This is a genomic window from Cyclobacterium plantarum (assembly GCF_011290685.1).
In the GTDB taxonomy this organism is placed as follows: Bacteria; Bacteroidota; Bacteroidia; order Cytophagales; family Cyclobacteriaceae; genus Cyclobacterium; species Cyclobacterium plantarum.
This window is the reverse complement of sequence record NZ_JAANYN010000001.1, coordinates 516,805-531,647: the sequence shown is the minus strand read 5'-3', so window position 1 is coordinate 531,647 and position 14,843 is coordinate 516,805. Positions and strand designations below refer to the sequence as shown.

General features: G+C 38.8%; 12 protein-coding genes. 2 read left to right on the top strand and 10 right to left on the bottom strand.

Annotated features, from left to right (window positions below):
* Positions 1 to 3: 3 nt before the first annotated feature.
* The 9 genes from G9Q97_RS02220 to G9Q97_RS02180 all read right to left on the bottom strand — a co-directional run bounded on the left by G9Q97_RS02220 (position 4) and on the right by G9Q97_RS02180 (position 11,590).
* Positions 4 to 1,251, bottom strand: a complete 1,248-nt coding sequence (locus tag G9Q97_RS02220) for a glycosyltransferase family protein (RefSeq protein ID WP_166142691.1) — start codon at positions 1,249 to 1,251, stop codon at positions 4 to 6.
* Positions 1,244 to 2,296, bottom strand: a complete 1,053-nt coding sequence (locus tag G9Q97_RS02215) for a nucleotidyltransferase family protein (RefSeq protein WP_166142689.1) — start codon at positions 2,294 to 2,296, stop codon at positions 1,244 to 1,246. Before G9Q97_RS02215 ends, G9Q97_RS02220 begins: the two co-directional genes overlap by 8 nt.
* Positions 2,297 to 2,360: 64 nt before the next feature.
* Positions 2,361 to 2,987, bottom strand: a complete 627-nt coding sequence (locus G9Q97_RS02210; RefSeq protein ID WP_166142687.1) for an acetyltransferase — start codon at positions 2,985 to 2,987, stop codon at positions 2,361 to 2,363.
* Complete coding sequence (locus G9Q97_RS02205) at positions 2,974 to 4,116, bottom strand: LegC family aminotransferase (RefSeq protein ID WP_166142685.1); 1,143 nt, start codon at positions 4,114 to 4,116, stop codon at positions 2,974 to 2,976. Before G9Q97_RS02205 ends, G9Q97_RS02210 begins: the two co-directional genes overlap by 14 nt.
* Before the next feature lies 1 nt (position 4,117).
* Positions 4,118 to 5,305, bottom strand: a complete 1,188-nt coding sequence (locus tag G9Q97_RS02200) for a UDP-N-acetylglucosamine 4,6-dehydratase (RefSeq protein WP_166142683.1) — start codon at positions 5,303 to 5,305, stop codon at positions 4,118 to 4,120.
* A 172-nt stretch (positions 5,306 to 5,477) separates the two neighbouring features.
* Complete coding sequence (locus G9Q97_RS02195; protein WP_246255330.1) at positions 5,478 to 8,051, bottom strand: SLBB domain-containing protein; 2,574 nt, start codon at positions 8,049 to 8,051, stop codon at positions 5,478 to 5,480.
* Positions 8,052 to 8,461: 410 nt separating this feature from the next.
* On the bottom strand, positions 8,462 to 9,601 hold the full coding sequence (gene gmd / locus G9Q97_RS02190) for a GDP-mannose 4,6-dehydratase (protein WP_166142679.1): 1,140 nt from the start codon (positions 9,599 to 9,601) through the stop codon (positions 8,462 to 8,464).
* A gap of 32 nt (positions 9,602 to 9,633) precedes the next feature.
* A complete protein-coding gene (locus G9Q97_RS02185) occupies positions 9,634 to 10,587 on the bottom strand; it encodes a GDP-L-fucose synthase family protein (protein ID WP_166142677.1) in 954 nt (317 codons plus the stop codon).
* Positions 10,588 to 10,591: 4 nt separating this feature from the next.
* Complete coding sequence (locus G9Q97_RS02180) at positions 10,592 to 11,590, bottom strand: mannose-1-phosphate guanylyltransferase (protein ID WP_166142675.1); 999 nt, start codon at positions 11,588 to 11,590, stop codon at positions 10,592 to 10,594.
* 382 nt (positions 11,591 to 11,972) lie between these two features.
* Here G9Q97_RS02180 and G9Q97_RS02175 point away from each other — a divergent pair, with 382 nt between their 5' ends.
* Positions 11,973 to 12,479: a UpxY family transcription antiterminator gene (locus G9Q97_RS02175; protein ID WP_166142673.1), complete on the top strand. Its 507-nt coding sequence runs from the start codon at positions 11,973 to 11,975 to the stop codon at positions 12,477 to 12,479.
* A gap of 122 nt (positions 12,480 to 12,601) precedes the next feature.
* On the top strand, positions 12,602 to 14,389 hold the full coding sequence (locus tag G9Q97_RS02170) for a glycoside hydrolase family 15 protein (protein ID WP_166142671.1): 1,788 nt from the start codon (positions 12,602 to 12,604) through the stop codon (positions 14,387 to 14,389).
* Here G9Q97_RS02170 and G9Q97_RS02165 read toward each other — a convergent pair.
* Positions 14,379 to 14,777 (bottom strand): hypothetical protein, encoded by a 399-nt coding sequence (locus G9Q97_RS02165; RefSeq protein ID WP_166142669.1) that lies wholly within the window; start codon positions 14,775 to 14,777, stop codon positions 14,379 to 14,381. The two genes, G9Q97_RS02170 and G9Q97_RS02165, sit on opposite strands and share 11 nt — an antisense overlap.
* Between the last annotated feature and the right edge of the window lie 66 nt (positions 14,778 to 14,843).

The window sequence follows — 14,843 nt, the reverse complement described above, 5'->3', positions numbered from 1 at the left end:
CCTTTAACTATCCAATACGCTATGCCACGATTTGACACAAACATCAGAAAAAAAGGAGTCTTTAATCCTTTTCTGATTTTTTGAAACAAAATCTACATTACGATTTTTGGATATTGCCAATTCAAAAACTTTGGGAAGTTCTGAAAGATCTTTAATAGAATAAAAGACTAATCCAGCATCTTCAAATGGACTATACGGTAACCATTTACCCGTTATTACCTCAGCTCCAGCATAAATCGCCTCAGTAAGAGAGCCACTTAAAGCATCTGAAACAGGTAAATGAATATAAACTTTCGTACAAAGCTTTAACAAAGCAAGTTCCTCCCAACTTAAAAATTTATCAAGTATTTTTCCAGAAAAATCGTTTAGACTCAACTCCTGGAGACATTCCTTTTCATAAAGATTATCTTTTGGATTTTTATAAGAAAAAGGTAATATGAAGTAGCATTTTTCTTTAATTTCCAGAGGTAAATTTGATAATTGTTTTAAAATTGGAATATGATTATTCTCTCGGAACCCATTATGACCAATTATAATAAGATTTTTGGTTAACGGAAAATTAAATTCTTGAAAAAAACGAATTTTTATTAAATCAATTTTTGGAGCATATTCATCCAAAAGGCTATATAATCTCTCTTCAGGAGGAAACTTGGTAAGAAATATTTTATCTCTTAAATCTCGTCCAAATTTGGTTAAAATCTGCTCCTTAAGCTCTAAACTATGCGTAGTTATTTTACATGCATCCCTAAGCACTTTTTTTTGTATGTAATAATCAAAAACACCATTAACCCGCATTAAATCTGACCCCCAAAAGGAAACTATATATTTTTGATTCTCACCTATATGCCAATATAAAGCTAGCTTTTCTTTTGTTGGAAAATGAAAATGAATAATATCATAATTGTTCTTAAGTATTTTTTTAGACATTGTCGCATAAACAATAAATTCTTTAAAAAAGGAATATAGATAATTTGCACTTGCACCAAATCTTAAAAATTGGAATAAATAAAAATATAATTTAAAGTTAAAGAGGTTTAATAGATCTTTAACTTTAATTGATCTACGTATTTTATATTGGTTTGTAAAACCATAAACACAATTGTCCTCCTTCAAATTGAAGAATGACCTTAAACCTAAAATATCAATATCATATTTCTCTGGATAGTATTTATGCAAATTTTTATACAACTGTCCAATAAAATTACTTTTACCAATACCTGCAACAAGAACTTTTTTTGATGTTTTATCCATTACTTTTGGAAATCTTTAAATACTCTTCCCATTCCCCGATATCCTTCCACGACTTTTCACTAACGGGAAATACACCAACATTACGACCTTTATTATGGATTTTATTTATTAATTGGGTAATATGAATAAATTCATTCTCAGGTATTTCATTCAAAAGGTCTGGCTCCAAAATGTACATTCCACTATTAATTTTGAAAGTAAGCTCTGGCTTTTCCAATAAACTAACTAGTTGTCCGTTGTGAGTTGTTTCAATTGTACCATAAGGAATGGAATAATGTTTGAGAGCAGCAATGATAGTAATGTCATTTTTATTTGTTTTATGGTATTCAAGTATTTCGGAATAATCTTGCTCTATTAAAATATCACAATTACTAACGAAGAAAGTCTCATTTATCACTCCCTTCAATAAAGACAAACTCCCTGCAGTACCCATTGGTTTGTCCTCTTTGAAATAATCTATGGAATAAGGGAGGTTTTTACTTTTTAAGTAAAAATCAATCAAATCAGCCTTATAGTTAACAGATATATGGAAACTATTACAACCATGCTTTGAAAATCTATCAAATATATGTTCCAGCATCGTCTTTTCACCAATTGGGATCAGGGGCTTGGGTATCACGTTGGTAATCGGTTTAAGCCGTGTACCAAAACCGCCTGCCATGATTACAACTGGTAGATCGAACTGATTTTTAGGTTGAAGCTCCTGCTCCTTAAAAATATCTTCCCAAAAATAAATTTTTAAGATTTCTTGATTTTCATTGATTACTGGGCATAACTCCATTCTAAAATCAAGCATCATTTGTTTAATTGAATCAAAACTATCATTGGGTTTGGCGACTCTGATTTTTTTTCTCAAAATATCACCAATAGGAGTCTCCAGTGGTTTATTTTGAATAATTGCCCTTTGGATATCTCCAACGCTGATTAACCCATCAAATTGCTGATTATCCAAAACAACCAACAGCTTTTTATCTATTGAATCCATTTTTCTTAATGCATCCAAAATAGTTTTTTCTTTGGTGATAATTCTACCTTCTAAATCCATAAAATATGTCGCATCTTTAGATAAAAATCATTAACATTAAAAAACATCTTTAAAGATCCTTGGCTCATTTTTTCCTTACTGGATTTCCAAACCAAATTCCATTTTCCATAACGTTTTTCGTAACTACTGTCCCTGCGCCTATAAGTGCACCCCCAACAACCGATTTGTTTTCTCTTATAACCGAATTTGCCCCAATAAAACTTTCGTTACCGATTTTAACGTTCCCACACAAAACTGTACCAGGTGCAACATGAACGAAATTCGCCAGCTCACATTCGTGCTCAACAATGCAACCCGTATTCACAATTACTCCGTCTCCTATTTTTGATTGGGCATTGATCAATACTGCCTTTCCGACGTAAGTCGAAACTCCAATAGACGCTGTCTTAGAAATATTGGCACTTGGATCCTTTAAAACAAATTGATTCAAATTTAAACTATTAAAGAAATGAACCAGATTTTTCCGAATTGAATTGTCTCCCACTGCCGGAAAAACCAACCGGTCACCAACAATCTGCTTGACATCTACCTCCTTCTCAAAACCAAAAAATTCCAAATTGTAAGGATTATCATCTGATTTATGTTTGTCAAAATATCCAACTATTTCATAACCCAAGTCTTTTAAAGATTCAATGATGACATATGCATGTCCGGAATAACCGAATAAAAAAACTTCTTTAGCTTCTGACACTGCTGGGGATATTCACTATTCTTTCCTCTAAATATTCCGCATTTTTCTGATCATCTTTATAGCAATGCGAATACATTGGCAGGCGATACATGAGCTGCCAAATTGGACGGGTCATGATTTGGCCCTCATTCGTAATTTTTAAAAATGAATTGCGGTGTTTCAAGCTTTCCAATTCCACACACATCAGCCAGTAATTTGCATGGGTGTTTTCCGTTTCTCTTCTAAAGGTGATTCCCTGAGTTTCGAAGAATTCAGCATAATCAATGGCCAGTTGCCTTTTATTTTGCAAAAACCCGTCAAGTTGTTCTAGTTGGCCACAAAACAAAGCTGCATTCAGATTTGGCATTCGGAAATTATAGCCAACATTATCGTGAGCATATTCATAAGGATGAGGCACTTTGGCTGTGGTCGTTAGGTGTTTGCCTAATTTACCCAGATCTTCATCCTGGGTTACAATCATTCCTCCTCCCCCACTAGTAACAATTTTGTTTCCGTTAAAGGAGAATACACCCAATTTTCCAAAAGACCCTGAATGCTTGCCCTTATAGTAGCTCCCCAGCGACTCAGCAGCATCTTCCACTATTGGTATACCCCACTTGCTACATACCACCAATAGTTCATCCATATGTACTGGAAATCCAAAGGTATGCATCGGAAGGCAGGCACTGATCCTTTTACCTGATTTTTTGTTGTAGGCACCATCATCCCTCATCTCCCCGTATTCCTCCAAAAATTGGGATACTGCCTTTGGCGATAAGCCCATTGTATCGTAATCCACATCCAAAAAAACCGGCTCTGCTGATGCATAATGAATGGCATTGGCCGTAGCTACAAAAGTAAGTGCTTGTGTAAGCACTTCATCCCCTCCCTGAACTCCAGCCAACTTTAAGGCTACTTGTAAACCCGAAGTCCCGTTGACAACAGCTACGGCGCTCCGTGTCCCACTTATTTCAACCATCATTTTTTCGGCCTTGTCCACATAAGCTCCTACCGATGAAACATAGGTCGAATCAAGTGTATCCAGGACATACTTGCGCTCATTACCCCTAAATACCGGACTATGAAGGGGTACAAAATCCTTGGTTTCAAATTTATTCCTAATAAAATTTATTACCTCCTTGTACTCCATCTTACATTTTTGAATCTAGGTATTTACCTTTTTCCTTATGATCAAATCCAGGAATCAAGTCATGAAACAATTTTAACAAGTTCTCTTTGGACCATTTGCCAGATTGGGTAAACTCCTCAACCTGATCAATAAAAAATTCAAGCTTTTCTTGCTCAAAAGTCAAATTGCTTTTTACAATACCGACATTTTTAAAACGCTCCATATCGAGTACCTCTTCCTCCATAAAAAACTCTTCAAAATCCTTTTCACCCGTAGTATCACTTGCCGTAAAAAAACAAGGCCACTTGCTTTTTGCAGGCAAGGTCATAACCATATTTCTAGCTTCTTCTTCGCTGGAACATTCGTAAGCCTCATACCCCAATTCTTTCAGATACTTTCTGGCAATCTCTGCAAAAGTTATCAAATGCAAATCCTCACTTAATTTGGGAAAGAAAATTTCCTTGTTACCACCCAAAAGGCTGGACATTAAACAAAGTTCTCCTGATTCTTTTGGAGTTACAAAATACCGTTTAACATCATTGGGAGCAACTATTGGTTGTTTTTTGAGTATCCTTTGATTGAAACCATGGAGCAAAGACCCATCTGAAAATGCGACATTGGCAAACCTTGCCGTTGAAATAGCCAGGTCCTGGCTTTCTTGCATTAAAAATAACTCCATAATGCGTTTAGATGCCCCCATCATATTAACAGGGTTGGCAGCCTTGTCCGTAGAAACACAAAAATATTTTAATGCTCCATTTGCCTTGGATTGTTTAATGGTTTTTAGGGTGTTTAAAACATTAACTTCCACCATTCTCATTAATGTAAAAGGATCCTTTTCGCTTCTTACATGCTTTAAGGCAGATAGATTCAAAACATAATCATACTCCCCATCAGCCTTAATAAATGCATCATAAATAGTAGATCCAATATCCAATGCAAATGTTCTAAAATCTCCTTTTATATACCCTAATGAACTCCTTATATCCCTTACAAGCTCCACCAAATTATTTTCACTGATATCTACAACATGAAGTTTCTGGGGATTTCTTTTGAAAATTTCTTTGGTAACAGCCTGTCCTATAGAACCCGCTCCTCCAATTACCAAAAATTTGGAGGCAGAAACCTTCTCATTTAGTTCCTTAGTATGCAAAGCAATATCTTGCCCAAAAAGAGTTCTGTTTCTACCTATTAATTTTAATACGTCCATTTGACTAGAATTTTAAACTTATTTTTCATTTTGGACCTCCAATTTGGTAATGCTTCATGTTCTCTAAGTATTTATTTTCTTTCTTCGCTGCATTTAATAATAAGATGGCTTTTCTAATAAAAAACAAAACCTGAATTCAGACGGAGTAAGAAAAATTGAACCATTTCTCTGATCAATTTCTAACCCTGTCAATCAAGATAACCAAAGTGGCCAAGCTTGATGCCATACCAATCCATGCCTGTACGGACATGGGTTCTCTTTCAGGCTTTTTGGGGACAATTATTTCTGCACCAGGTTCCAACTTCGGAAAAAAACTAAAAAACAAAAAACTGTTGGTCCTTTTTACATCTCCATTGGCATACACCACATAAGAACGGGATTTTCTGGCCGATTCACTAAAGCCCCCAGCTCTGGAAATATAATTCCTGAAACTCCTGCCCTCATCATATCTAGCCGTAGTGGGATACAATACTTCTCCCCTCATTCTTACCGTCTGCAGCTCCTTAGGAATACTAATAATATCACCTTCCTGTAATATCAAGTCATATTTTGACCCTGGCAGTTCAAGGATTTTATCCAATTCAATTCCAATCAATTCTGTATCTCTGGTAGCTACTTCCATCACAGAACTGTCCGCTCCTTCGAGAAACTGGTACCTGTCCTCCGAAAAACTTTCCACCCCTTCGCTACCCGATCTGCTTTTATTTCTTTCTTCACTGAGAAGGGCCACCCTTTCTTCCAACCTTTTCATCAATTCTTTTTCAGATTCTGCATTTTCAACCTTTTCATCCCTTTCCATGTTTTCCAGCAAAGACTCCAATTGCTCCAGCGTCAACACTTCTTCCTCCTTGGTATTGAAAAACTCTGTCCTTCTGATTAAGGTCGCTCCCTTGGGATAAGCAAATTGATTCAAACCACCTGCCCGATTCAATACATCAGATATCCTTTCATCTCTTTTTTCAAGGGCATATTCCCCGGGATAAAAAACTTCTCCCTCTACCTCCACAACTTTTTCCCGTTGAAAACCGGGGCTTTCACGAACAAATACGTGATCGAAGGGCTGTAAAGTAATATTCTTTTCTTCATCGCTTATTTTCAGGTTCGGATCTATGGATATGTTAATGATTTGAGCAATATCTCCACTGACATTTCCTTTCACCCTTCTGGCAATTTCTATATTTGAACTGCTAGCAGATTCTTTAAAGCCCTTGGCTTTGGCAATCAGATCTCCCACCGTCATGCTTTCCGCAAACTGATATACACCTGTTCGGTTTACCTCTCCTGAAATTTGTACGTGGTATTCCTCCTTGAGATCATAAATGCTGGGAACGTTCAGGATATCTTCTCTTTGTAATTTGACATCGGGTGCTTCACCTGAAAGAATGGCATTTAAATTTAGCGTAATGATTTCCATGGTAAAGTCAGGATTGGTCCTGTACAAAGAAACCCTCTCAGAAAAAGCATCCCCCCGAAGCCCTCCGGCCATTTTTAGCAAGGATTGTAAGGTCATCTCTTCTTCAATGGCAAACTCACCCGGCCTGAAAACTGCTCCGGAAACCTGCGCCCTATTTTCATACCGCTCCAGGATTGCTCCTACAGTAAAAAAATCACCATCCTTGACGGCGAAAGTTTTAAAATCATTTTTATATACATTTTCTATGCGCATTTCCTTATCTGTAGTCCGCCTTACCGTCAACAGTTCCCGGTAGGCATCACTTTTAAACCCACCCGCGAATGAAAGTAAATCATTGATGCTTTCTCCAGGTTTGATTTCAAAAATACCAGGCCTTCTCACTGGCCCTTCCAGTTCTACCCTGGTGCGCACGGGAGGAACAATCACTACATCATTGTCTTGCAATATGATATTCCCTTCCTGTTTTCCTTCCACCAAAAAGGCATAAATATCCACTTCACCTACCAATCTGTTGTCCCTGTACACCTGAATGTTTCTAAATGACCCGTTTTCGTTTGGACCACCTGCCTGGTACAAGGCATTGAAAACATTGGCAAAAGAAGGCATGGTATAGCTGCCAGGAATCCTCAATTCTCCTGCCATGGTCACCTGAATACTGCGGATATTGCCTACCCTCACTTGCAGGAAAGTATTGGGATTGGGTCCTCCCAATCCAGAATAAATCTGTTGCAAGGCATTTTTTAATCGGGACCGCACCGATTGTATTGATGCCCCACCTACATTGATCGGACCAATATTCGGGATAAATACCGTGCCTTCCGGAGATACCGTAAGGTCCAGAGATTGCTGGGATGCTCCGAAAACGTCTACTAACAATTGATCTCCTGTGCCCAAAATATAATTTTCAGGTGTCGGGAGATTTAAGTTTGGATTAAAATTAAGCTCCTTGTTATGAAATAAAGTAAAACCAAATATTTTCTTTTGTTTTGGACTCAGGTCATAGTATGGATCTGCCTGCCTTAAAGAATCAAAAACATCGGTTTGTTCAAGCCCTTCGCCGGTTACTTGTCTTTGGGTTTGCCCCTGATCTTGCCTTCCCTTTGATCCTTCCACATTTCCCGATTTGAGCATCTGAATGCGCTGGGTAAGTTTACTTATTTCAGCTGCTGGCATTCCTCTCTCCCTTGCCAAGGCTTGTAGTTGCGCCTCATTCATACCTGAAGATTCTGCCCTTCTGATCAGTTGTTCTATTTGGGCATCAGAAAGCTCATCCACTTTAAGGTTTTGAATATCCTGCAAGGATTGGCCATAAGACATTAATCCAAAACACATGAGGACAACAAAAAGAATAAATTTTAAGTTATGAAGTAAAATTCTGATCAGCATTTGAGTACCGGTGGTTATTAATGAAATGAAATCAAATAAAATCTAAAAACAAAGGAAGGACACCTTCTAAAAAAATTAAAGCTTCGCCTCCTCAGTTACATATAGTAAAAGAGCTGTAATGCATGGGATAACCTTTATGATCAACAAAAAAGGGATATTTATTGAATATCCGCACAAAAGTAAGCAATACCAGCGGAATAACATAAGATGATTTTTTTTGAATCTGCCCAGGTAATCGAAAAAAACAAAATTAAATTAGGTAAAATAGTTGATCACTGATTTAAATTAAAAAATTTATGCGCAAAATATAATTATTTTGCGCATAAATTTAATTTTTACTTAAATGATAAAAAAGGCTATTCCGCCTGATTCAGCACCTTGTGTCCGCCTTTCATCAAATGGATATCGCGCTTGAATAAGCCCACATCGGAAAGGACCATATCCTCTACCAACATTTTAAGGTCGTATTTAGGCTTCCATCCCAATTTGGTCATGGCCTTGGTAGGATCTCCGATCAGCAGGTCCACTTCAGTGGGCCGGAAATAGGCCGGATCAATTTTCACCAACACATCTCCTTTGTTTACTTTAAAATGTGAGGTTCCGAGCACATCAAAAGCCTTGTCCCTATCGATAGCTTCCAGTATTCCTTTCTCATTCAAACCTTCCCCTTCAAACTTCAACTTAAACCCAACCTCATCAAAGGCCATTTTGATAAAATCCCGGACCTTGGTGGTTACCCCGGTAGCGATGACATAATCCTCCGGCACCTCCTGCTGCAAAATTCTCCACATGGCATCCACATAATCTTTGGCATGACCCCAATCCCTTTTGGCATCCAGGTTACCCATGTACAGGTCTTTTTGCAATCCCAAAGCGATCTTGGCCACCGCCCTGCTTATTTTTCTGGTCACAAAGGTCTCCCCTCTCAGAGGAGATTCGTGATTGAACAAAATACCATTACAGGCATACATACCATAAGCCTCCCGGTAGTTTACCGTAATCCAGTACCCATACAATTTGGCCACTGCATAGGGAGACCTGGGATAAAATGGTGTCGTTTCAGACTGGGGAACAGCCTGCACCAATCCGTAAAGCTCGGAGGTGGAGGCCTGATAGATTTTGGTCTTTTTCTCCATGCCCAATAACCTGACCGCTTCCAGAATCCTCAATGTTCCCACTCCGTCTGCATTGGCTGTATATTCAGGTGTATCAAAACTTACCTTTACATGGCTCATTGCCGCAAGGTTATAAATCTCATCAGGTTTGGTTTCCTGAATGATACGGGTTAGGTTCATGGAGTCTGTCAAATCCCCGTAGTGCAAAAACAAACGCTTGTCATCATCATGTGGATCCTGGTACAGGTGATCTATCCTGTCTGTATTAAAAAGAGAGGCTCTTCTTTTGATACCATGTACAATATACCCCTTGGATAATAAAAGCTCTGCAAGATAGGCTCCATCCTGCCCGGTAATCCCTGTTATTAACGCCGTTTTCATAAATGATTTTTTTATTTGCTGATAAAAATATATTACAATTTAACCTGTTTGATTTGATCAATATTTTTCAGGAACCACTGGTAGGTATCCTGAATACCTTGTTCCAATGATATCTTGGCCTTCCAGCCTGCCCCGGTCATTTTACTTACATCCATCAATTTTCTGGGGGTTCCATCTGGTTTGCTGCTGTCCCATACGATTTCTCCCTGGTGTCCGGTGACCTGCTGGATCAACGCTGCAAGGGATTTGATGGTCAGATCCTGGCCTGTACCCACATTGTACAAATTATCCTCAAATGTATGCTCCATGGCAAAAACTACTGCTTCTGCCATATCATCCACATGCAAAAACTCCCGCATAGGAGTCCCGCTGCCCCATAACTTGACAGGCTGGTGACCATCGATTTTTGCTTCATGAAATTTTCTGATCATTGCCGGAAGCACATGAGAGGTTTCCAGATCAAAATTATCAAATGGTCCATAAAGATTGGTGGGCATCAGGCTCACAAAATCTTTCCCGTACTGTTGCCTGATGGCCTCGCAGGCTTTTACACCAGCTATTTTGGCCAGGGCATACCACTGGTTGGTCGGCTCCAGTGATGCGGTAAGCAACATGTCTTCCTTAAGCGGCTGAGGAGCCAGCTTGGGATAAATACAGGAACTCCCCAGAAAAATAAATTTCTCTACTCCGGCCTGAAGTGAAAAATCAATCAGGTTGTTCTGGATGAGTAGATTTTCCATCAGGAACTGATAGGGGTAGTTGTTGTTGGCAAGGATACCGCCAACCCTTGCAGCAGCATCAATGACTATCTCAGGTTTTTCTTTCTCAAAAAAACTTTTCACACTGGATTGGCTTTTCAAATCAAGTTCCCTACTGCTCAAGCCAATTAAATTTTGGTAACCTTTTTGCTTAAGTGCCCTGAAAATGGCAGCGCCCACCATACCATTGTGACCTGCAACATATATTTTGGTCTGCTTTTGTATCATTTGCTTAGTTTAATAATCCCGGGTTTTCCTTTTCCAATCTCTCATACACTTTTTTTACCTCCTGCGCATTATCCTTGTTCAGCACCAATATGGCATCCGGAGTTTCCACCAATACCACATGCTGCAGCCCAACAAATTCCACATGCTTACCAGCTGTTCCGAGCGCCAGGTTATTCCCCTTTCGTTCCTTACTGCCTGGTTGAAAATAGTCGAAAAGAGCTTCAAAAGACCCCATATCAGACCAGGTAAAGGAGGAGGGTACCACCTTGATTTTGTCTGATTTTTCCATCACGGCGTAATCTACACTAATGGAAGGAATTTCCATACTTAACTCCAAAGGCAGAAAGCCATCCTTTGCATTTTGCAAGGCCACCTTTGACTTTTCCAGCACCTCTGGTTCATACTTTTGAAGTTCATCCAAATAAGTGCCTGCCGTAAAACAAAACATGCCACTGTTCCAGAGAAAATTGCCTTTGTCCAAAAATTCTTTTGCCCGGGACAGATCCGGCTTCTCTCTGAAACCCAGGACCTCATTGCCCTTGTGTTCAATGTATCCAAATCCGGTTTCCGGCCTGGTAGGGATCAATCCAAAGGTGACAAGGGAACCCTTCCGAGCCATTTCTATGGCTTGTTTCAGTGAATTTTGATATTTTTCTTCATCTCCTATCAGGTGATCGGATGGGGTAACCAACATTACAGCATCTGAAGGGACGGACAAAGCCGCAAAAGCTATGGCCGCAGCGGTATTTCTGGGGGCAGCTTCCACCAATTCAAGATAGTCTGAGACATCCATTTTCTCCAGGATATCCCTGGAAAGCTCGTAATTATCCACCCCGCCAACTACCATCACCTGGTTACAAATGCCTGCATTTCTTTTGATGGTTTTCTGGAAAAGTGATTGATTATCAAAAATGGGAAGGTATTGCTTTGGCTTGCTTTTACGTGAAAGCGGCCAAAGTCGGCTACCGACTCCTCCCGATAAAACTACATTAACAATTTTCATGATTTTGTTTTTTCGCTGTTCCAGTACAAAAATAAAACCATACTATTCTGTTTGATCCACAAAAGAATAATATGTTAAAATGGTATGTGTTTTCACCAAACACAAAACTGATTGTTCTTATAAAAGAATTAAATTATTGCTATTGTGACAGTTAGACTTTTATTTCGATTTCTTATAAAAGATACGCCAAAAGTAAATAAAAAAATCAAAAGGGTAAAGAATTATTTTAAAACCATTTTTAACTATTTAAAAAACATAAAAATATATTCCAAATATTAAAAGCCCAATAGAGGTTGAAAACATGGAAAAATTCCAAAAACAAGAGTTGACGGTTGCACAAATTATTCGGTAATTTCGGGTTTAAAACCTGTAAATCTGTATAATGACAGAAAAATATAATTGGTATGTGATGTATACTGCTCCAAGAGCGGAAAAAAAGGTAGCCCAAAGACTGAAAGAAAAAGGTACCGAAGTGTATCTCCCGATTATAGAAGAACTAAGGCAATGGAGTGATCGAAAGAAGAAAGTGCAACGACCACTTTTTAATGGATATTTATTTGTTTATACCAGTAAGGAAAGGCTTTGGGAGGCTTTACAAATCAGTGGTGCGGTAAAATTTATTAATTTTTCCGGCGAACATGCAGTGGTGCACCAAAATGAAATTGACACCATACAACGGATCATAGAAACCGGGGTGGCAGTGGAAGTAGATACTGATGATATTGATACAGGTGAACAAGTTAAGATTTTAGGTGGTGCCTTGCAGGGGTTTCAGGGTGAGTGTATCCAAAAATCCAATCAGGATTATTTCATAATTCGTATACCAAGTATCAATCAAAGCATGCTGGTAAAAGTCTCCCGCAAATTTTTAGAGGTAATAAAGCAATAAAGGTAGCATTTAATTATTATCAACTCTTAATTTTAATAACTTCGCAAATTAATTGCCCTTTCTTTTTATTATTTTCAAGAGAATGGCACATGCTTTATTCATAGACTTTAACCTGCTTTTGAATGGAAAAACATACATATGGCACCGGCCTCATAGGTAATTGCAGTTACATTGCCCATATTGAGAAAAACACGAATATCAGCTGGTTGTGTTTGCCCCGATTTGATAGTGATTTTCTATTTGGGAGCATGCTGGACAAGGAAAAGGGTGGTGAGTTTACTGTCTTGCCGCAAAATGGCGGATTCACCTCCCGCCAGGCTTACAAGGAAAACACCAATATACTGGAAACCTCCGTGGAAACATCTGCAGGCGAAATGTATAAGGTAACTGATTTTGCTCCTCGCTTTTTAAATTTTGACCGGTACTTTAAACCCACAATGTTGGTAAGAAAGATAGAGCCCTTAAAAGGAGAACCCAAAATCAAAATAAACTGTCAGCCAGTAGCCAATTACGGAAAAACCAAATTGACCCCTACACCAGGCAGTAATCATATTCAGTTTGCCGGGCGGGATCAGCAGGTAAGGTTAACAACCAATTGCTCCATCACCTATATCATGGAGGAACAGGAATTCAGATTACAAAGAACCATTTACCTGGTGCTTACCTATGGAAATCCTATGGAAGCTCCCATCGAAAGCACCATGGAAAAATTTCTGAATGCCACTTGCCAATATTGGCGCGACTGGGTGAAATCTACCAGTATCCCGAATTTTTATCAAAAACTGGTGGTGCGTTCCTCACTTGTGCTAAAAATCCATCAATATGAGGATACCGGCGGAATCATAGCTGCCTCCACCTCTAGCCTTCCGGAATCGCCGGGCTCTACCAGAAATTGGGATTACAGGTATTGCTGGATGAGGGATGCCTATTATACGCTAAATGTATTCAACCATTTGGGTCATTTTGAGGAATTGGAGCGGTATTTTGAATTTATACAAAACCTGCCAGTTGATGAAAAAGGCAGGTACCAACCCCTTTACTCGATCACAGGCTCCTCCAAATTACCTGAAACGGTTGCCGACTTACATGGTTATATGGGCAATAAGCCGGTACGTTTTGGTAACCAAGCTTACACACATATCCAAAATGACTTATATGGTCAGGTATTGGTTAGCTTGTTGCCACTTTATGCAGACAAAAGGTTTATCGAATCGGAAAAAAGCCATAGCAAGCCCTTCATTAATAATCTATTGCAAAAAATAGAGGAAACAATGGACGAAAAAGACGCAGGCTTGTGGGAATTCAGAAATTTAAAACAGGAGCATTGCTATACTTTCCTTTTTCATTGGGCAGGAGCCAGTGCCGCTGTAAAAATGGCAGACCGGCTGTCTGATTTGGAGATGAAAAATAAAGCAGTTGAATTAAAAAATAAAGCCATAAAGAAAATAGAGGCTTGCTACATACCGGAAAGAAAGGCTTACGCTCAGGCCATAGGAACCAAAAACATGGATGCCAGCACCTTGCAATTGATCACCATGGGTTATTTCGGCAATGATATTGAAAGTGCCAACAATCACCTTAAAGCCCTGGAAGAAGATTTACTGGCCAAGGATTTCTTGTTTTACCGTTACAAGCACCTGGATGATTTCGGTGAACCAGAAACTACCTTTCTGATCTGTGCCTTTTGGTACATTGAAGCCCTGGCCTGTGTAAACCGACTTGAAGAAGCCATGGAAGGTTTTGAAACGTTGAGCAAATACTGTAACCACCTCAATTTGTTTTCTGAGGATGTCGACCAACACACCGGTAGTCAATGGGGCAACTTCCCTCAAACCTATAGCCATGTTGGTTTGCTCAATGCTGCCTACAGGATAGACAAAAAACTGGATAAGCCCAATTTTATGATTTAACAAACGGGGACCGTTCGCGTTTTTCTTCCTTGTTTCTCACTACAAGGATCCAATCCTGATCGAGTTTTAAATAGCCGTAATCGTAACAATACGCATACAAATTGCCTTTTTTATTGGTGTAGGTATGGGTGCAGTACCTGAATTGAAAACCCATTTCAAGCATGTTGCCCCGGAGGGTTTTGGCAGTATCCTCGGTGTCAGGTAATATATTTGCCAGGATATTCCTGTTTCTCTTCAGGGCATTGTTGATGTTTCGGATCAGTCTGTTACTTCCAGATTTCATCTGATTGTTGTAACTGTTTCTGCAATAGTCGTCACAAAATTTTTTATCCACCCTACCAAACAAAGGCTTTCCACAGCTTACACATTTTTTAGGTTGTACTGTCATAAAAGTCCTTTTAAAGGAAAAATTAAGCATAATATATATAAAAAAAGTCATTTAACAAATGAAATT